Origin of the sequence: Extensimonas perlucida (genome assembly GCF_007655255.1) — a bacterium.
GTDB classification, from domain to species: Bacteria; Pseudomonadota; Gammaproteobacteria; order Burkholderiales; family Burkholderiaceae_C; genus Extensimonas; species Extensimonas perlucida.
In genome coordinates, this window is the sequence record NZ_VMYE01000001.1 from 79,681 (window position 1) to 96,549 (window position 16,869).

The following is a 16,869-nucleotide window of genomic DNA, read 5'->3' on the forward strand; positions in this document are numbered from 1 at the left end:
TCACGTCATCCCCAGGCCGCAACGAACCCCTCCAGAATCGATGCCCATGCCGACGATACCCCCGCAAGCCTCTTCCCCTGAGCCCCCGACGCCGCGCAGCCGCTTTGCGCTGTACCTCGATCTGATCCGCTGGGACCGGCCTGCGGGCTGGCTCGTGCTGCTGTGGCCCACGCTCAGTGGCTTGTGGGTCGCGGCGGGGGGCTTTCCGGGCTGGCACCTGCTCGCGGTGTTCGTGCTGGGCACGGTGCTCATGCGCAGCGCCGGCTGCTGCGTCAACGACGTGGCCGACCGCGCGTTCGACCGCCACGTCAAGCGCACGGCGCAGCGGCCCGTCACCACCGGCGCGGTCTCGGTACGCGAGGCGCTGCTCGTCGCCGCCGTGCTGGCGCTGCTGGCCTTTGCGCTCGTGCTCACGACCAGCACCGCCGCCGTGCTGTGCTCGGTGCCGGCGCTGCTCGTGACGGTTTTCTACCCCTACACCAAGCGCTTTTTCGCGATGCCGCAGGCCGTGCTGGGCGTGGCCTTCAGCTTCGGCATCGTGATGGCCTTCGCTGCCGCGCAAGGGCAGGTGCCGGCCACGGCCTGGCTGCTGTGGTTGGGCAACCTGTTTTGGGTCTTGGCTTACGACACCGAGTACGCCATGGTCGATCGCGACGACGACCTGCGCATAGGCATCCAAACCTCGGCCATCACGCTCGGGCGCTTCGACGTGGCGGCGATTACGGCGTTTTATTTGATTTTTCTGGCGATTTGGGCCTGGGCGCTTGCACCGTATGCGCTAGGGGCTCCGTTTTATGGAGCGCTTGGGCTTGCGCTCGCGCAGGTCGTGTGGCATTGGCGCCTGATCCGCACGCGCAGCCGCGCAGGCTGCTTCAAGGCCTTCCGCGAAAACCACTGGCTAGGCTGCACGCTGTTCGCGGGTATCGTGCTCTCTTACGCCCTCAAAAGCTAATGTTTTGATAGCTGTAAGCGATTGATACGACTGCATAAAGCGGCGATTTCGCTTGGGAATTTGCGGGGCATGTGCTCAGGCTCCGAATTCGTCCCCGAGCTCGCGCGCGCGCTCGCGTGCGGCCTCCATCGCACGCATGAAGTGCTCGGCCACGTGGTTTTGTTCCAGGCACTGCAGCGCCGCGTAGGTCGTGCCGCCCTTGGAAGTGACGCGCTCGCGCAGTACCGCGGGTGGCTCGTCCGAGCGCTGCGCGAGCTGCGCAGCGCCAGCGAAGGTGCCCACGGCGAGCTGGTGTGCCTGCGCGGCGGAGAGGCCCATCGCCGTGCCCGCGCGTACCATGGCTTCGAGGAAATAAAACACATACGCCGGCCCCGAGCCCGAGAGCGCAGTCACGGCGTCGAGCTGCGCTTCATCCTCTACCCACAAGAATTCGCCCGTAGGCGCCATGATGGCCTGCACGCGCGTGCGTTCGGCGGCACTCACGGCGGGGCGCGCGTAGAGCGCGCTCATGCCCAGGCCGATCAGCGCCGGCGTGTTGGGCATGCAGCGCACGATGCGCTCGTTGCCCAGCCAGCGCGCGATGCTGTCCGAGCGTATGCCCGCGGCCACGCTCAGGTGCAGCGCCTGGGCGGTATGCGGGCCGGCCTGCGCGGCGGCGTCGCGGAAGGTCTGCGGCTTCACGGCCCACACCACGGTGTCGGCCTGCGCCAGCGCCGGGCCGGCTTCGGCCATTGCCGCAATGCCGTGCACGCGCAGCAAGGCGGCGCGCGCCTCGGCCCAGGGCTCGACGACCAGGATGCGCTCGCGCGCATGCCCCTGGCGCAGCAAGCCGCCGATCAGGGCGCTGGCCATGTTGCCACCGCCGATGAAGGCGATCAGCGCAGCGTCGTGAGGGGTGTCGTGGGTGTCGGGATGCATAGTGTTCACTTGAGGAAGAAAGTCGTGGGGCAGGGACCTTGGCTGAACCCGGCTTGCGTCAGCCGTGATTCAGAACAATTGCGCCGACGCCTGCATGGTGAGCCAGCCCTCATGGTCGCTGCCCCACAGGCGCGCGCTGCGCCCGCCGTCGGCCGGGGCGCCGTGCACGCGAAACGGGTGCAGGTCGAAGGTGGGGCGCAGCGCCTTGAACTCGAAGCGCTGCACGCGCGCGGCCGGCAGGTGGCGGCGCAGCAAGTCGAGCAGCAGCGTCGCGAGCAGCGGCCCGTGCACGACCAGGCCGGGGTAGCACTCGACTTCCGTCGCGTACTGGCGGTCGTAGTGGATGCGGTGGCCGTTGAAGGTCAATGCCGAGTAGCGAAACAGCAGCACCGGGTCGGGCACCAGCGCACGCTGCCAGGGCGCGTCCTGCGCCGCCTGCGTGGGCGCGGGCGCTGGGTCGCCGGGCTGCGCGGCGGGGCGATAGACGATGTCCTGCTCCTCGGTCAGCGCCAGGCCGCGCTCGTTGAAAATTTCATGCCGCACGAGCACGAAGACCAGGTCGCCGCTGCGGCCTGCCTTGTGCGTCACCGACTCGATGCGCGAGATGCGGTGCACCTTGTCACCGAGTGCCAGCGGGTTGTCGGCCTCCCATTGCAGGCGCCCCCCCGCCCACATGCGCCGCGGCAGCGGCACGGGCGGCAGAAAGCCGCCGCGGCGCGGATGCCCGTCGGGGCCGATGCCGCTTTGGCGCACCTGCGGCAAGAAGTAAAGCCAATGCCACAGCGGCGGCAGCGGTGTGCCCGGCAGCGGAGCTTGGTCGTCGCGGTCGAGCGTGGCCGAAAGCCCGCGCATGGGCGCGGCGGTGATGCTGTCGTGCAAGGTCTCGGTTCGGCCCTGCCAGGCTTGGAGCTGCGCCAGCAATTGCGCGTCGATGCTGCGCTCACTGTCAGACATGTGCGCCTCCCATTTTTTCAAAGTGCGCGCACCGAATGCCTAGGAGCCTGTCGGACTTTGGAATTGTCGGCTGCGAATGCGCTGCAGCGGCCCATTTTTTACCGTCTTCTTGCCCCATAGTCCCGCTATAGGGCTGCGAATCCGGCAAAAACTGGCCTCGCTGGGGCGCATCTTCGCTTTCGACGCCCAAAGTCCGACAGGCTGCTAGCAGCGCCGTTGCGGTTGCCGCAACAAAAGAGCATGAACCGCCCCAGGGGCGCGCGCGGGGACAAAGCATAAACATCATGAGGGCTCCAAGAGAAGAACTGCGGGCCCCCGTATGGTAGCCCGTAGCCCCGTAGCCCCGTAGCCCCGTAGCCCCGTAGCCCCGTAGCCCCGTAGCCCCGCGCGATGCTTGCAACCCCAGTGAGGGCGCGTCGGCAACCCACAGCCGGGCGATGTGCCTCGGCCACTTCGCTTGCCCAACTTGGCGCATCCTGTTATATTCGCGGGCTTTTCGGAATTTCCGAAGGGTTTCACGTTTTCGTTTTCACGTTCAGGGACGTATTACATGCCAACCATCAACCAACTCGTGCGTCACGGGCGCGAGGTCGAGCAGACCAAGTCCAAGAGCCCCGCGATGCAAAACTGCCCGCAGCGCCGCGGCGTCTGCACGCGCGTCTATACCACGACGCCCAAAAAGCCCAACTCCGCCTTGCGCAAGGTCGCCAAGGTGCGCCTGACGAACGGCTTCGAGGTCATTTCCTACATCGGCGGCGAAGGCCACAACCTGCAAGAGCACTCGGTGGTGCTGGTGCGCGGCGGTCGTGTCAAGGACTTGCCTGGTGTGCGCTACCACATCGTGCGCGGCTCGCTCGACCTGCAAGGCGTGAAAGACCGCAAGCAGTCGCGCTCCAAGTACGGTGCCAAGAAGCCCAAGGCCAAGTAATCTGGCTCAGGCTTTTCATTGTTCCATTCATCGGTGCTGTTTCCCGCGTGGCGCGGTGATGCAGCGTAGTGGCCCGAAGTGCAGAGTGCTTTTGCATGGGTCGAGTAAGTGAGAGTCCCAAAATGGCTCTCGCGGTACCTGAAAAGGTACCAACTGAAGCAAATCAAGAGGTAAAAAATGCCACGTCGTCGCGAAGTCCCCAAACGTGAAATCCTGCCGGATCCCAAATTCGGTAATGTCGAACTGTCCAAATTCATGAACGTGATCATGGAAGGTGGCAAAAAGGCGGTCGCCGAGCGCATCATTTATGGCGCCCTGGACCTGATCGAGAAGAAGACCCCGGGCAAAGACCCGCTGGAAATCTTCACGACCGCCATCAACAACGTGAAGCCCATGGTCGAGGTCAAGTCCCGCCGCGTGGGCGGTGCGAACTACCAGGTGCCCGTGGAAGTGCGTCCCGTGCGTCGCCTGGCCTTGTCCATGCGCTGGATCAAGGAGGCCGCCCGCAAGCGTGGCGAGAAGTCCATGGCCCAGCGCCTGGCCAACGAACTGCTCGAGGCGACCGAAGGTCGCGGCGGTGCCATGAAGAAGCGCGACGAAGTGCACCGCATGGCCGAGGCCAACAAGGCCTTCAGCCACTTCCGCTTCTGAGTCTGCACGTCGTTCGCTCGCCTGTCACGGGCCGCCGGCACTATTGCCTGCGGCCTTGTGTCGATTCAGGCGGCAAGAATTTTTGAACTGCCTGTGCTCGACGTCTGCTCCAGTTGGAGCATTTGACACGACACAGCTGTCACCATCCTCACTGCACTACGATCAACAAGGATCCCAACATGGCCCGCAAGACCCCCATCGAGCGCTACCGCAACATCGGTATTTCTGCGCACATCGACGCTGGCAAAACCACCACCACCGAACGTATCCTCTACTACACCGGCGTCAACCACAAGATCGGTGAGGTGCACGACGGCGCTGCCACCATGGACTGGATGGAGCAGGAGCAGGAGCGCGGCATCACCATCACGTCCGCTGCCACCACCTGTTTCTGGAAGGGTATGGATCTGTCCTACCCGGAGCACCGATTCAACATCATTGACACCCCCGGTCACGTGGACTTCACCATCGAGGTGGAGCGCTCCATGCGCGTGCTCGACGGTGCCTGCATGGTGTATTGCGCCGTGGGCGGTGTGCAGCCCCAGTCTGAAACCGTGTGGCGCCAGGCCAACAAGTACAAGGTGCCGCGCCTGGCCTTCGTCAACAAGATGGACCGCACGGGTGCCAATTTCTTCAAGGTCTATGACCAGATGAAAGTGCGCCTGAAGGCCAACCCTGTGCCCATCGTGATCCCGATCGGCGCCGAGGACAACTTCAAGGGCGTGGTCGATCTGCTCAAGATGAAGGCCATCATCTGGGACGAGGCTTCGCAGGGCATGAAGTTTGCCTACGAGGACATCCCGGCCGATCTCGCGGACAGTGCCCAGGAATGGCGCGAGAAGATGGTCGAGGCCGCCGCCGAGGCGAACGAAGAGCTGATGAACAAATACCTCGAGGAGGGCGACCTTTCCGAGGACGAAATCAAGCAGGGTCTGCGCCTGCGCACCATCGCCACGGAAATCCAGCCCATGCTGTGCGGCACGGCCTTCAAGAACAAGGGCGTGCAGCGCATGCTCGACGCCGTGATCGACTTCCTGCCCTCGCCGGTGGACATTCCTCCCGTGGCCGGTCTCGACGAGGATGAGCAGCCGGCTTCGCGCAAGGCCGACGACAACGAAAAGTTCTCCGCACTGGCGTTCAAGCTCATGACCGACCCCTTCGTGGGGCAGCTGACCTTCGTGCGCGTGTATTCGGGCGTGCTCAGCAAGGGCGACACCGTTTACAACCCCGTCAAGGGCAAGAAGGAGCGCATCGGCCGTATCGTGCAGATGCACGCGAACAACCGCCAGGAGATCGAGGAAATTCGCGCCGGCGACATCGCCGCCTGCGTGGGCCTGAAGGAAGTGACCACGGGTGAAACCCTGTGCGATCCCGATGCCATCATCACGCTCGAGCGCATGGTCTTCCCCGAGCCGGTGATCTCGCAGGCCGTCGAGCCCAAGACCAAGGCCGACCAGGAAAAAATGGGCATTGCCCTGCAGCGGCTGGCGGCGGAAGATCCGTCGTTTCGCGTGCGCACCGACGAAGAGTCGGGCCAGACCATCATTTCGGGCATGGGCGAGTTGCACCTTGAAATCCTCGTCGATCGCATGAAGCGCGAGTTCGGCGTCGAGGCAAACGTCGGCAAGCCCCAGGTGGCCTATCGCGAAACCATTCGCAAGACCGTCTCCGACGTGGAAGGCAAGTTCGTGCGCCAGTCGGGTGGCAAGGGCCAGTACGGCCACGTGGTGTTCCGTGTGGAGCCCAACGAGCCTGGCAAGGGTTTCGAGTTTCTCGACGAAATCAAGGGCGGTGTGGTGCCGCGCGAATACATTCCCGCGGTGCAAAAAGGCGTCGAAGAGGCGCTGCAGGCGGGCGTGCTTGCCGGCTACCCGGTCGTTGACACCAAGGTGGCGCTGACTTTCGGTTCGTACCACGACGTGGACTCGTCCGAGCAGGCGTTCAAGATGGCCGCCATCTTCGGCTTCAAGGAAGCCTGCCGGCGCGCCAACCCTGTCATCCTCGAGCCCATGATGGCCGTGGAAGTCGAGACGCCTGAAGACTATGCGGGCAACGTCATGGGCGACCTGTCTTCGCGGCGCGGCATGGTGCAGGGTATGGACGACATGCCCGGCGGCGGCAAAGTCATCAAGGCCGAAGTCCCGCTGTCGGAAATGTTCGGCTACTCCACCACGCTGCGCTCCATGTCGCAAGGCCGTGCCACCTACACGATGGAGTTCAAACACTACGCCGAAGCGCCGAAGAACGTCGCCGAAGCCATCATCGCGGCGAGGGCTAAATAATTCTTAGTGTGCCAGACCAAATTCGCGCAGCGAATTTGCTCTGGCACCTCTGATTAAGACAGCGTGCCGGGCCGAAATTTCGCGCAGCGATTTTGCTCGGGCACCTCTGCCTAGGGCGTGCCGGACAAAAAATTCGCGCAGCGAATTTGCTCTGGCACCTCTGATTAAGACAGCGTGCCGGGCCGAAATTTCGCGCAGCGATTTTGCTCTGGCACCTCCCTTGGCCGAATTCCCCGGTCTGCGATCCAGCGCCGCCCTGTCCCCGTGCGGGGCGATCCAGCAACTGGATGCAGACCTTAAACCGATACACGGGATTTGCTCTTTGGAGATTTGAAAATGGCAAAAGGAAAATTCGAACGCACGAAGCCGCACGTGAACGTGGGCACGATTGGTCACGTGGACCATGGCAAGACCACGCTGACGGCGGCCATCGCCACGGTGCTGTCGGCCAAGTTCGGCGGTGAAGCCAAGAAATACGACGAAATCGACGCAGCGCCCGAAGAAAAGGCGCGCGGCATCACCATCAACACCGCGCACGTCGAATACGAAACCGCCAGCCGCCACTACGCCCACGTGGACTGCCCCGGCCACGCCGACTATGTGAAGAACATGATCACCGGCGCAGCCCAGATGGACGGTGCCATCCTCGTCGTCTCCGCCGCCGACGGCCCCATGCCGCAAACGCGCGAACACATCCTGCTGGCCCGCCAGGTGGGCGTGCCCTACATCATCGTCTTCCTCAACAAGTGCGACATGGTCGACGACGAAGAGCTGCTCGAACTCGTCGAAATGGAAGTGCGTGAACTGCTCGACAAATACGACTTCCCCGGCGACGACACCCCCATCATCCGCGGCTCGGCCAAGCTCGCCCTCGAAGGCGACAAAGGCCCGCTCGGCGAGCAAGCCATCATGAAGCTCGCCGAAGCCCTGGACAGCTACATCCCCACGCCCGAGCGCGCCATCGACCAGCCCTTCCTCATGCCCGTCGAAGACGTGTTCTCCATCTCCGGCCGCGGCACCGTGGTCACGGGCCGTGTCGAGCGCGGCGTCATCAAAGTCGGCGAAGAAATCGAAATCGTCGGCATCCGTGACACGCAAAAAACCACCTGCACCGGCGTGGAAATGTTCCGCAAGCTGCTCGACCAGGGCCAGGCCGGCGACAACGTCGGTATCCTGCTGCGCGGCACCAAGCGCGAAGACGTCGAACGCGGCCAAGTGCTGGCCAAGCCCGGCACCATCAAGCCGCACACGCACTTCACCGCCGAAGTCTATGTGCTGTCCAAGGAAGAAGGCGGCCGCCACACGCCGTTCTTCAACAACTACCGTCCGCAGTTCTACTTCCGCACCACCGACGTGACGGGCGCGATCGAGCTGCCGGCCGACAAGGAAATGGTGATGCCTGGCGACAACGTGACGATCACCGTCAAGCTGATCAACCCTATCGCCATGGAAGAAGGCCTGCGCTTTGCCATCCGTGAAGGCGGTCGCACCGTCGGCGCCGGCGTCGTGGCAAAGATTCTTGCCTGAGCGGCGCGTCGAGCAAGGAAAAAGCCATGTCCAAACAAAAAATCCGTATCCGCCTCAAGGCATTCGACTACAAACTGATCGACCAGTCTGCAGCCGAGATTGTCGATACCGCCAAACGCACCGGTGCCATCGTCAAGGGGCCTGTCCCGCTGCCCACGCGCATGAAACGTTTCGACATCCTGCGTTCGCCGCACGTCAACAAGACGAGCCGCGACCAGCTCGAAATCCGCACGCACCAGCGCCTGATGGACATTGTCGACCCGACCGACAAGACCGTCGATGCGCTCATGAAGCTGGACTTGCCAGCGGGTGTGGACGTCGAAATCAAGCTGCAGTAATCAGACTCACGCGCGGTGGCGCCATGTCACTGCGATGCTGAAGCAGCACGCGAATCTTGCCCAGTGGTGAGGTTCGCGTTATAATTTAAGGCTTCGTTTTTCAGCCCGCCCATGCGAGCAGAAAAGCGGAGTATTTATCAACCTTCTTCCATGTGCCGGTAGCGGCCAAAGCTTCGCTTGCGAGCGGGGCCAGGGCAGCCGCAGCGCAACGTCGCAGCCAATTGCAGTTGTGATGGTGGAAGTTTTGGAGAAACAACCAATGAGTCAGAGCAACTCCCTCGGGTTGCTGGGGCGCAAGGTGGGCATGATGCGTCTGTTCACCGATGACGGCGATGCAGTGCCTGTCACGGTGGTCGATGTGTCGAACAACCGCGTCACCCAGGTCAAGACCCAAGAGAACGACGGCTATGTGGCCTTGCAGGTCACATATGGCGCGCGCAAGGCATCGCGCGTGACCAAGCCTGAAGCTGGCCACCTTGCGAAGGCAGGCGTGGAAGCTGGTGAAATCATGCGCGAATTCCGCGTTAGCACCGAAACCGCGGCGCAGTACCAGCAGGGCGCTGTGCTGCCCGTGGCCTCGCTGTTTGCCGCGGGCCAGAAGGTCGATGTGCAGGGCACTTCGATTGGTAAAGGCTACGCCGGTACCATCAAGCGCCACAACATGGGCTCGCAGCGCGCCTCGCACGGCAACAGCCGCTCGCACAACGTGCCCGGCTCTATCGGCATGGCGCAGGACCCAGGGCGCGTATTCCCTGGCAAGCGCATGACGGGCCATCTGGGTGACGTCACCCGTACCACGCAAAACCTCGACATCGTTCGCGTCGATGAAGCGCGCCAGCTGCTCCTGATCAAGGGTGCGGTGCCTGGTGCCAAGGGTGGTTTTGTCACCGTGCGTCCCGCCATCAAGGCGCCTGCTGCGAAAGGAGCGAACTGATGCAGCTCGAACTCCTCAATGACCAAGGTCAGGCCGCGTCCACGCTGGAAGTGCCAGAGACCGTGTTCGGTCGTGCTTACAACGAAGACCTGATCCATCAGATCGTCGTCGCCTACCGTGCGAACGGGCGCCAGGGCACGCGTGCCCAGAAAGACCGCGAGCAGGTGCGCCATTCGACCAAAAAGCCGTTCCGCCAGAAAGGGACGGGCAATGCGCGCGCCGGTATGACTTCCTCGCCGTTGTGGCGCGGGGGCGGTCGCATTTTCCCGAATTTGCCCGACGAGAACTTCTCGCAGAAGATCAACAAGAAGATGTACCGCGCCGGTATGTCTGCGATTCTGTCGCAGCTGGTGCGCGAAGGTCGTTTGGCGGTGGTTGATTCCCTCAAGCTCGATTCGCCCAAGACCAAGGTGCTGGCCGGCAAGTTCAAAGCCATGAATCTGGATTCGGTGCTGGTGATTGCCGAAGAGGTCGATGAAAACTTGTATCTCGCCTCGCGCAATCTGAAAAATGTCTGCGTCGTCGAGCCGCGTTACGCCGACCCCGTGTCGCTCGTGTTTTACAAAAAGGTGCTCGTCACCAAGGGCGCGATCGACAAACTCAAGGAGATGTTCGCATGAGCGCGCCCAAGTTTGACGAAGGCCGCCTGATGCAAGTGCTGGTCGCGCCCATCGTGTCCGAAAAGGCCACCATGGTTGCCGAGAAGGCGAATGCCGTGGCCTTCAAGGTGCTGCAAAACGCCACCAAGCCCGAGATCAAGGCTGCCGTGGAATTGTTGTTCAAGGTCGAGGTGCAGGGCGTATCCGTGCTCAACACCAAAGGCAAGCAAAAGCGGTTTGGCAAGACCATGGGCCGTCGCGACAATGTGCGCAAGGCCTATGTCACGCTCAAGCCCGGCCAAGAGCTGGACCTCACCGGGGGAGCTGCGTAAATCATGGCTGTCATCAAGATGAAACCTACTTCGCCGGGCCAGCGTGCGGCGGTGAAGATCTCGCGTGACCACCTCTACAAAGGCGATGCGCATGCCCCGCTGCTGGAGCCCCAGTTCCAGAAGGCAGGCCGCAACAACAACGGTCACATCACGACGCGCCACAAAGGCGGTGGGCACAAGCACCACTACCGCGTGGTCGATTTCAAGCGCAACAAGGACGGCATTCCGGCCAAGGTCGAGCGCATCGAGTACGACCCGAATCGCACGGCGCACATCGCGCTGCTGTGCTACGCCGATGGCGAGCGCCGCTACATCATCGCTCCGCGCGGTGTGCAGGAAGGCGCCACGCTGCTGAGTGGCGCGGAGGCGCCGATCCGCGCCGGCAACACGCTGCCGATCCGCAACATCCCGGTGGGTTCGACCATCCATTGCATCGAGCTCAAGCCCGGCGCGGGTGCGCAGATCGCGCGCTCCGCGGGTGCTTCGGCAACGCTGCTGGCGCGCGAAGGCACCTACGCACAGGTGCGTATGCGTTCGGGCGAAGTGCGCAAGATCCATATCGAGTGCCGCGCCACGATTGGCGAGGTCGCCAACGAAGAACACAGCTTGCGCCAGCTCGGCAAGGCTGGTGTGAAGCGCTGGATGGGCATCCGCCCGACGGTGCGCGGCGTGGCCATGAACCCGATCGACCACCCGCACGGTGGTGGTGAAGGGCGCACCGGCGAGGGCCGCCATCCTGTCGATCCCTGGGGCAATCTGACCAAGGGCTATCGCACCCGCAACAACAAGCGCACGCAGAACATGATCGTGTCGCGCCGCAAGAAGTAAGGGGAGCCAATGACTCGCTCGCTCAAAAAAGGTCCGTTCGTTGACCATCACCTGCTGGCCAAGGTCGAAAAGGCCATCGCCACCAAGGACAAGAAGCCTGTGAAGACCTGGTCGCGCCGCTCCATGGTGCTGCCCGAATTCATCGGGCTGACCATCGCCGTGCACAACGGCAAGCAGCATGTGCCGGTCTATATCACCGACCAGATGGTGGGGCACAAGCTGGGCGAATTCGCCCTCACGCGCACCTTCAAGGGCCACCCTGCGGACAAGAAAGTCCAGAAGAAATAAGGAACGACCATGTCTGAAACACGTGCAGTCCTCCGGGGCGTCCGCTTGTCGGTTGACAAGGGGCGTCTGGTCGCTGACCTGATTCGCGGCAAAAAAGTGGATCAGGCGCTGAATATCCTGAACTTCACGCAGAAAAAGGCGGCAGGAATCATCAAGAAAGTGCTCGAGTCGGCGATCGCCAACGCCGAGCACAACGACGGTGCCGACATCGACGAACTGAAGGTCAAGACCATCTACGTCGAGCAGGGCACCACGCTCAAGCGCTTCACGGCGCGCGCCAAGGGCCGCGGCAATCGCATCAGCAAACCCACGTGCCACGTGTACGTGACCGTTGGCACCTGAAAGCCTGAAGGAATACCATGGGACAGAAAATCCATCCGACCGGCTTCCGGCTCGCGGTCAGCCGCAACTGGGCCAGCCGTTGGTACGCCAACAACCGCGACTTCGCCGGCATGCTCGCCGAGGACATCAAGGTGCGCGAGTACCTCAAGTCCAAGCTCAAGAATGCCGCCGTTTCGCGCATCCTGATCGAGCGCCCCGCCAAGAACGCGCGCATCACCATTTACTCGGCCCGCCCGGGCGTGGTGATCGGCAAGAAGGGCGAGGACATCGAGAACCTGAAGAAGGAACTCACGACGCGCTTGGGCGTGCCCGTGGCCGTGAACATCGAAGAAGTGCGCAAGCCTGAAATCGACGCCAAGCTGATCGCCGACAGCATCACGCAGCAGCTCGAAAAGCGCATCATGTTCCGCCGCGCCATGAAGCGCGCAATGCAAAACGCAATGCGCCTCGGTGCCCAGGGCATCAAGATCATGTCCTCGGGGCGCTTGAACGGCATCGAAATCGCGCGCACCGAGTGGTACCGCGAAGGCCGTGTGCCGCTGCACACGCTGCGCGCCGACATCGACTACGGCACCTCTGAAGCCAAGACCACCTACGGTGTGATCGGTGTCAAGGTGTGGGTCTACAAGGGTGACACGCTGGGTCGCAACGACCTGCCCGCAGCCGAGGCGCCGCGTGCCGAGGAAGAGCGTCGCCCGCGTGGCCCGCGCCGCGATGGCCGCCCTGGTGGCGATCGCGCCGGTGCCGGTCGCGCACGCCGCCCCTCTGTCAATGCCGCGCCTGCTGATGGCAGCGACAAACCTGCCGGTGCCGGTGGCACCGACGCCAACACCGCCGTTAAGCGCGTTCGCAAAGACGCGCCCGCTACAGCAGCGGACGGTAAAGGAGAATAAACATGCTGCAACCTGCTCGTCGCAAATACCGTAAGGAGCAAAAAGGCCGCAACACCGGTGTCGCCACGCGTGGCAACACCGTGGCCTTCGGTGATTTCGGCCTCAAGTGCACCGACCGCGGCCGCCTCACGGCGCGCCAGATTGAAGCCGCACGCCGCGCGATCTCGCGCCACGTCAAGCGCGGTGGTCGCATCTGGATCCGCGTGTTCCCGGACAAGCCCATCTCGACCAAGCCCGCCGAAGTGCGTATGGGTAACGGCAAGGGCAACCCCGAGTACTACGTGGCCGAAATCCAGCCCGGCAAGGTCGTGTTCGAAATCATGGGTGTGCCCGAAGAACTCGCCCGCGAGGCCTTCCGCCTGGCCGCAGCCAAGCTGCCGCTGCGTACCACCTTCGTCAGCCGTCTGGTCGGCGCTTGAGTGCAGGAGAAACCACGATGAATACTTCTGAACTGCGCCAAAAAGACGTGGCCGGCCTCGAGGCCGAGATCAAGTCTTTGCAAAAAGCCCATTTCGGCCTGCGCATGCAAAAGGCCACGCAACAGCTGGGCAACACCGCCACGCTGCGCGACACGCGCCGTGCCATCGCGCGCGCCAAGACCATTCTTGCCGAAAAGCAAGCCGCCAAGTAAGGAAGCCGTCATGACGGAAACTAAAAAATCCCTCAAGCGCACCTTGGTTGGCAAGGTCGTCAGCGACAAGCGTGCGAAAACCGTGACCGTGCTCGTGGAGCGCCGTGTCAAGCACCCGCTCTACGGCAAGATCGTGATCAAGTCGAGCAAGTACCACGCGCACGATGAGAACGGCGAGTACCAGCTCGGCGATCTGATCGAAATCACCGAGAGCCGTCCGCTCTCCAAAACCAAGAACTGGGTGGCATCCCGCTTGGTGCAAAAGGCGGGTCTTCTTTAAGCCCATCGCCGCGCGGGCTGCAAAGCCCCGGCAAACGACCCACAATGTGCGACCCACATCGTGGGTCGTTTTGTTTTGTGGGCCTTGCTTTGCGGGCGCATGGTGCGCTCCGGCGAGCCCCCGGAGGAGAAACTTCATGATCAAAGTCGGAGATAAGCTGCCTGCCGTCACGCTGATGGAATACATAGACACGCCCACCGAAGGGTGCAGCCTGGGCCCCAATCCGGTGCCCGTGGAGCAGGCGGCTGCGGGCAAGACCATTGCGTTGTTTGCGGTGCCCGGTGCGTTTACACCGACCTGCTCTGCCAAGCACTTGCCGGGGTACGTCGAGAAGGCCGCGGAATTCAAGGCCGCCGGCGTCGATGAAATCTGGTGCTTGAGCGTGAACGACGCCTTCGTGATGGGCGCCTGGGGGCGCGAGCAGAACGCGCAAGGCAAGGTGCGCATGCTGGCCGATGGGGATGCGGAGTTTGCCAAGGCCACCGGTCTGACGCTGGACTTGACTGGCAAGGGGCTGGGGCTGCGCAGCAACCGCTACTCCATGCTGGTGCGTGACGGCAAGGTGTTGACGCTGAACGTCGAAGGGCCGGGCAAGTTCGAGGTCAGCGATGCCGACACCTTGCTCGCCCAAGCCAAAAGCCTCAAGGGCTAATGGCGCATGATGCTCCTCGGATAGGAGCTACTTGCGCTTGATGTGACTGGGCTGGAGGCCAAAAAGGCTTCCAGCCTGCGGGGTTCAATCGATCTCCACCTTGAGGTAGTGTGCCCCGGGAATCGGGCTGTGGTAGTAGGGTGGAATCTCCGTGAAGCCCAGGCCGGCATACAGGGCGCGTGCCGACTCCATCTCATCGAGCGTGTCGAGCAGCACGCAGGCGTAGCCCGACTGCCGCGCCGCGTCCAAAATGGCCTGCGCCAGTTCGCGCCCGAGCCCGAAGCCGCGGAAGGCCTTGCGCACGTAAAGGCGCTTCATCTCGGCGGCATTGGGGTAGTCGGCATTGTCCAGCGGGCGCAGCGCGCAGCAGCCCGCGATGGCGCCGTCGATGTGCGCCAGCAGCAAGCAGCCGCGTGGCGGGGCGTATTCGCCGGGCAACGCTGCGAGTTCGGCCTCGAAATCCTGAAAGCACAGGTCTATGCTGAGGCTGTTAGCGTATTCTCGAAAGATCGTGCGCGTCGCCTCGATCTCCTCGGCGGTCGAAGGCGTCAGCAAAGTGATCTGGGGCTTGTCCACAGTGGCAAGAAAAAAGCATGTATGCGCAGCACAGTGTACCGATCACATGACATCGAGCCGCGACACCCACCATGCGAGCGCCGCGCACAGCGCGAACAGTACCAAAGCCCCCAGGCGCGTCCAGGCGTCGTCGCGCGCAGCGGGCACGGGCATGGGCAATTGCTTGTCACCGCTCAGCATAGGCGGCACCAGGGCCTGCTTTTTTTTCACGGTGTAAAAGACGATGCTCAGCACGTGCAGCGTCACCAGCGCCAGCAGCAGCAATTTACCGACCTCGGTGTGGTAGGCCGTCGCCAGCTCCACGGTGGCGCTGGAGATGAAGCGCGTGAGCGGCCCGGCGAAGGCGATTTCGTCGTCGCTCAGTAGGCCCGAGCCTACTTGCGCCGCCAGCAGCAGCAGCATGGCGAGCACCGACCAAGCCCCCAGGGGGTTGTGCCCGACCAGATCGGCGGGATCGTGGATGCCGCGCAGGTAGCGCAGCGCTCTGGCGGGGGACGATAAAAACGTGCCAAAGCGCGACCAGTGCCCGCCCACGAAGCCCCAGACCAGCCGAAACAGCAGCAGCGCGAGCATCGTGTACCCCAGACGGAAATGCCACACCATGGCGTTGCCGCCGATTTCGGCCGTGACGACCAGGCTGACGACGCACACGACCAGCGCCCAGTGAAACAGGCGTGTCGGAAGATCCCAGATGCGAACGGTGTAAACCATGAAAATGCGCTCCCAGCGAAGAGCGCACATTGTGCAGGATGGCCGTCAGGCAGACCGGCAATGCCCGAGTGCCATGCACATGCAAAGGCAGACTGCGGCATACTTGCGCGCTGCAATTTCCCCCCCCATCCCCAAGGAGCTCAACCATGAAAGCTTTTGCTGCCCTCATTCTTGCCGTCGCCGCCGCGGGCGCGAGCGCGCCGGCCGCCGCGCAGTTCGCTAAAGCTCACGACGCGATCGAATACCGCCAAGGTGCGCTGTTCGTCATCGGTCAGCATTTCGGACGCATAGGCGCGATGGTCAACGGCAAGGCACCGTTCGACGCCAAGGCCGCGCAGGAGAACGCCGAACTGGTGGCAAGCCTGGCCAAGCTGCCCTGGGCCGCCTTTGGGCCGGGCACGGAGGGCGGCAAGGCCAAGCCTGCCGTCTGGAAGGAATCCGCCAAATTCAAGGAGGACGCGGAAAAGTTCGAGGCCGAGGCAGCGAAGCTCGTGGCCGCCACCAAGACCGGCAATCTGGAGCAGATCAAGACGGCTTTCGGCGCCACGGCCAATACCTGCAAGGCTTGCCACGACGACTTCCGCAGCAAGTGATGTGCGATTTGCTCTTTTTATAAGAGCTGCTTGCGCTTGATATACCTGCTTTTTCGGCCGATTTCATTGCAAATCGGCCGCTGCGTTTTCACCCTTCGGCGAGCAGCTTTTCGATCAGCCGGTGCAGCTCGGCAAAGTCGGGCGCGCCCACGTAGCGCTTGACGATCTCGCCGCGCTTGTTGACGATAAAGGTGGTCGGGGTCAGCTTCACGTCGCCCCAGGCCCGCGCCGCGGCGCCGGTGTTGTCCAGGGCGACCTTGAATGGCAGTTTGCGGCTTTGGGCGAAGTTGAGCACGTAGCTCGGCGGGTCGTAGCTCATGGCCACGGCCAGCGTGTCGAAGCCGCGGGCGTGGTATTTGTCGTAGGTGGCGACGATCTGCGGCATTTCGGCCACGCAGGTGGTGCAGCTCGTGGCCCAGAAGTTGACCAGCGTGACCTTGCCGCGCAGGTCCGCGGTCGTCTGGCGCGAGCCGTCGAGCAGCACGAAGGTGGATTCGGGCGCGGGTGCGCGGCCCGACCCCAGATAGACCCAGGCCCCGACGAGAGCCAACACGGCCAGGGCCGCGACGACAGCCCCGCGTTTCCATTGCTTGATCTGCATGGCAATTTCCATAAAACCGTGATTGTGCAAGAGCGCGTGATTCTGCGCATGAGACGGCC

The 16,869-nt window shown here is 63.1% G+C and carries 23 protein-coding genes; 18 read left to right on the plus strand and 5 right to left on the minus strand.

Going from position 1 to position 16,869, the window contains the following annotated elements:
- Positions 1-46 precede the first annotated feature (46 nt).
- Entirely contained in the window at positions 47-952 is a 906-nt protein-coding gene (gene ubiA / locus FK527_RS00480; protein ID WP_144728614.1) for a 4-hydroxybenzoate octaprenyltransferase, read from the plus strand.
- A 75-nt stretch (positions 953-1,027) separates the two neighbouring features.
- Here the strand turns inward: ubiA and proC are convergent, their stop codons facing one another.
- Entirely contained in the window at positions 1,028-1,870 is an 843-nt protein-coding gene (gene proC, locus FK527_RS00485) for a pyrroline-5-carboxylate reductase (protein ID WP_144728616.1), read from the minus strand.
- A 69-nt stretch (positions 1,871-1,939) separates the two neighbouring features.
- Positions 1,940-2,824 (minus strand): HTD2 family dehydratase, encoded by an 885-nt coding sequence (locus tag FK527_RS00490; protein WP_144728618.1) that lies wholly within the window; start codon positions 2,822-2,824, stop codon positions 1,940-1,942.
- 550 nt (positions 2,825-3,374) lie between these two features.
- Here FK527_RS00490 and rpsL point away from each other — a divergent pair.
- From rpsL to FK527_RS00570, 16 genes are all read left to right on the plus strand, one after another.
- Positions 3,375-3,752 (plus strand): 30S ribosomal protein S12, encoded by a 378-nt coding sequence (rpsL, locus tag FK527_RS00495; protein WP_144728620.1) that lies wholly within the window; start codon positions 3,375-3,377, stop codon positions 3,750-3,752.
- 177 nt (positions 3,753-3,929) lie between these two features.
- On the plus strand, positions 3,930-4,403 hold the full coding sequence (gene rpsG / locus FK527_RS00500; protein ID WP_144728622.1) for a 30S ribosomal protein S7: 474 nt from the start codon (positions 3,930-3,932) through the stop codon (positions 4,401-4,403).
- 179 nt (positions 4,404-4,582) lie between these two features.
- Positions 4,583-6,685 carry an elongation factor G gene (gene fusA, locus FK527_RS00505; protein ID WP_144728624.1) on the plus strand — a complete coding sequence of 701 codons (2,103 nt, stop codon included), beginning with the start codon at positions 4,583-4,585 and terminating at the stop codon, positions 6,683-6,685.
- 336 nt (positions 6,686-7,021) lie between these two features.
- Positions 7,022-8,212, plus strand: coding sequence for an elongation factor Tu (gene tuf, locus FK527_RS00510; RefSeq protein WP_144728626.1), 1,191 nt, complete (start codon positions 7,022-7,024; stop codon positions 8,210-8,212).
- Between the two features lie 26 nt (positions 8,213-8,238).
- Positions 8,239-8,550 (plus strand): 30S ribosomal protein S10, encoded by a 312-nt coding sequence (rpsJ, locus tag FK527_RS00515; protein ID WP_005796953.1) that lies wholly within the window; start codon positions 8,239-8,241, stop codon positions 8,548-8,550.
- Between the two features lie 259 nt (positions 8,551-8,809).
- Entirely contained in the window at positions 8,810-9,484 is a 675-nt protein-coding gene (rplC, locus tag FK527_RS00520) for a 50S ribosomal protein L3 (RefSeq protein WP_144728628.1), read from the plus strand.
- Positions 9,484-10,104, plus strand: a complete 621-nt coding sequence (rplD, locus tag FK527_RS00525) for a 50S ribosomal protein L4 (protein WP_144728630.1) — start codon at positions 9,484-9,486, stop codon at positions 10,102-10,104. The genes rplC and rplD overlap by 1 nt, the downstream gene beginning before the upstream one ends.
- Complete coding sequence (rplW, locus tag FK527_RS00530) at positions 10,101-10,415, plus strand: 50S ribosomal protein L23 (RefSeq protein ID WP_144728632.1); 315 nt, start codon at positions 10,101-10,103, stop codon at positions 10,413-10,415. Before rplD ends, rplW begins: the two co-directional genes overlap by 4 nt.
- A 3-nt stretch (positions 10,416-10,418) precedes the next feature.
- On the plus strand, positions 10,419-11,243 hold the full coding sequence (rplB, locus tag FK527_RS00535; protein WP_144728634.1) for a 50S ribosomal protein L2: 825 nt from the start codon (positions 10,419-10,421) through the stop codon (positions 11,241-11,243).
- A gap of 9 nt (positions 11,244-11,252) precedes the next feature.
- Positions 11,253-11,531, plus strand: a complete 279-nt coding sequence (gene rpsS / locus FK527_RS00540; protein ID WP_114484378.1) for a 30S ribosomal protein S19 — start codon at positions 11,253-11,255, stop codon at positions 11,529-11,531.
- A 9-nt stretch (positions 11,532-11,540) separates the two neighbouring features.
- Positions 11,541-11,873 (plus strand): 50S ribosomal protein L22, encoded by a 333-nt coding sequence (gene rplV / locus FK527_RS00545; protein WP_114484377.1) that lies wholly within the window; start codon positions 11,541-11,543, stop codon positions 11,871-11,873.
- Positions 11,874-11,890: 17 nt separating this feature from the next.
- On the plus strand, positions 11,891-12,766 hold the full coding sequence (gene rpsC, locus FK527_RS00550) for a 30S ribosomal protein S3 (RefSeq protein ID WP_144728636.1): 876 nt from the start codon (positions 11,891-11,893) through the stop codon (positions 12,764-12,766).
- A 2-nt stretch (positions 12,767-12,768) separates the two neighbouring features.
- Positions 12,769-13,185: a 50S ribosomal protein L16 gene (gene rplP, locus FK527_RS00555; RefSeq protein ID WP_114484375.1), complete on the plus strand. Its 417-nt coding sequence runs from the start codon at positions 12,769-12,771 to the stop codon at positions 13,183-13,185.
- A gap of 17 nt (positions 13,186-13,202) precedes the next feature.
- Positions 13,203-13,397: a 50S ribosomal protein L29 gene (rpmC, locus tag FK527_RS00560; RefSeq protein WP_144728638.1), complete on the plus strand. Its 195-nt coding sequence runs from the start codon at positions 13,203-13,205 to the stop codon at positions 13,395-13,397.
- A 10-nt stretch (positions 13,398-13,407) separates the two neighbouring features.
- Complete coding sequence (gene rpsQ, locus FK527_RS00565) at positions 13,408-13,677, plus strand: 30S ribosomal protein S17 (RefSeq protein ID WP_144728640.1); 270 nt, start codon at positions 13,408-13,410, stop codon at positions 13,675-13,677.
- 136 nt (positions 13,678-13,813) lie between these two features.
- Positions 13,814-14,329 carry a peroxiredoxin gene (locus FK527_RS00570; RefSeq protein WP_144728642.1) on the plus strand — a complete coding sequence of 172 codons (516 nt, stop codon included), beginning with the start codon at positions 13,814-13,816 and terminating at the stop codon, positions 14,327-14,329.
- An 84-nt stretch (positions 14,330-14,413) separates the two neighbouring features.
- On the opposite strand, the gene FK527_RS00575 is transcribed toward FK527_RS00570, so the two are convergent.
- Together FK527_RS00575 and FK527_RS00580 are read right to left on the minus strand one after the other, a co-directional pair.
- Positions 14,414-14,905, minus strand: coding sequence for a GNAT family N-acetyltransferase (locus FK527_RS00575; protein ID WP_144728644.1), 492 nt, complete (start codon positions 14,903-14,905; stop codon positions 14,414-14,416).
- A 42-nt stretch (positions 14,906-14,947) separates the two neighbouring features.
- Positions 14,948-15,616 (minus strand): cytochrome b/b6 domain-containing protein, encoded by a 669-nt coding sequence (locus FK527_RS00580; RefSeq protein ID WP_144728646.1) that lies wholly within the window; start codon positions 15,614-15,616, stop codon positions 14,948-14,950.
- Positions 15,617-15,762: 146 nt separating this feature from the next.
- On the opposite strand from FK527_RS00580, the gene FK527_RS00585 reads away from it, so the two are divergent.
- A complete protein-coding gene (locus tag FK527_RS00585; protein WP_144728648.1) occupies positions 15,763-16,209 on the plus strand; it encodes a c-type cytochrome in 447 nt (148 codons plus the stop codon).
- Positions 16,210-16,297: 88 nt separating this feature from the next.
- On the opposite strand, the gene FK527_RS00590 is transcribed toward FK527_RS00585, so the two are convergent.
- Positions 16,298-16,810, minus strand: coding sequence for a TlpA family protein disulfide reductase (locus FK527_RS00590; RefSeq protein ID WP_144728650.1), 513 nt, complete (start codon positions 16,808-16,810; stop codon positions 16,298-16,300).
- Positions 16,811-16,869: the final 59 nt, after the last annotated feature.

Excerpts from the sequence above, each read along its gene's own strand:
- rplB (WP_144728634.1), top strand. The coding sequence starts at position 10,419 with ATGGCTGTCATCAAGATGAAACCTACTTCGCCGGGCCAGCGTGCGGCG.
- FK527_RS00490 (WP_144728618.1), bottom strand. The coding sequence starts at position 2,824 with ATGTCTGACAGTGAGCGCAGCATCGACGCGCAATTGCTGGCGCAGCTC.
- rpsG (WP_144728622.1), top strand. The coding sequence starts at position 3,930 with ATGCCACGTCGTCGCGAAGTCCCCAAACGTGAAATCCTGCCGGATCCC.
- rpmC (WP_144728638.1), top strand. The coding sequence starts at position 13,203 with ATGAATACTTCTGAACTGCGCCAAAAAGACGTGGCCGGCCTCGAGGCC.
- rpsS (WP_114484378.1), top strand. The coding sequence starts at position 11,253 with ATGACTCGCTCGCTCAAAAAAGGTCCGTTCGTTGACCATCACCTGCTG.
- rplP (WP_114484375.1), top strand. The coding sequence starts at position 12,769 with ATGCTGCAACCTGCTCGTCGCAAATACCGTAAGGAGCAAAAAGGCCGC.
- rpsQ (WP_144728640.1), top strand. The coding sequence starts at position 13,408 with ATGACGGAAACTAAAAAATCCCTCAAGCGCACCTTGGTTGGCAAGGTC.
- FK527_RS00570 (WP_144728642.1), top strand. The coding sequence starts at position 13,814 with ATGATCAAAGTCGGAGATAAGCTGCCTGCCGTCACGCTGATGGAATAC.
- FK527_RS00580 (WP_144728646.1), bottom strand. The coding sequence starts at position 15,616 with ATGGTTTACACCGTTCGCATCTGGGATCTTCCGACACGCCTGTTTCAC.
- rpsL (WP_144728620.1), top strand. The coding sequence starts at position 3,375 with ATGCCAACCATCAACCAACTCGTGCGTCACGGGCGCGAGGTCGAGCAG.
- proC (WP_144728616.1), bottom strand. The coding sequence starts at position 1,870 with ATGCATCCCGACACCCACGACACCCCTCACGACGCTGCGCTGATCGCC.
- rpsC (WP_144728636.1), top strand. The coding sequence starts at position 11,891 with ATGGGACAGAAAATCCATCCGACCGGCTTCCGGCTCGCGGTCAGCCGC.
- rplW (WP_144728632.1), top strand. The coding sequence starts at position 10,101 with ATGAGCGCGCCCAAGTTTGACGAAGGCCGCCTGATGCAAGTGCTGGTC.
- FK527_RS00585 (WP_144728648.1), top strand. The coding sequence starts at position 15,763 with ATGAAAGCTTTTGCTGCCCTCATTCTTGCCGTCGCCGCCGCGGGCGCG.
- rplC (WP_144728628.1), top strand. The coding sequence starts at position 8,810 with ATGAGTCAGAGCAACTCCCTCGGGTTGCTGGGGCGCAAGGTGGGCATG.
- rplV (WP_114484377.1), top strand. The coding sequence starts at position 11,541 with ATGTCTGAAACACGTGCAGTCCTCCGGGGCGTCCGCTTGTCGGTTGAC.
- rpsJ (WP_005796953.1), top strand. The coding sequence starts at position 8,239 with ATGTCCAAACAAAAAATCCGTATCCGCCTCAAGGCATTCGACTACAAA.
- tuf (WP_144728626.1), top strand. The coding sequence starts at position 7,022 with ATGGCAAAAGGAAAATTCGAACGCACGAAGCCGCACGTGAACGTGGGC.
- fusA (WP_144728624.1), top strand. The coding sequence starts at position 4,583 with ATGGCCCGCAAGACCCCCATCGAGCGCTACCGCAACATCGGTATTTCT.
- ubiA (WP_144728614.1), top strand. The coding sequence starts at position 47 with ATGCCGACGATACCCCCGCAAGCCTCTTCCCCTGAGCCCCCGACGCCG.
- FK527_RS00590 (WP_144728650.1), bottom strand. The coding sequence starts at position 16,810 with ATGCAGATCAAGCAATGGAAACGCGGGGCTGTCGTCGCGGCCCTGGCC.
- rplD (WP_144728630.1), top strand. The coding sequence starts at position 9,484 with ATGCAGCTCGAACTCCTCAATGACCAAGGTCAGGCCGCGTCCACGCTG.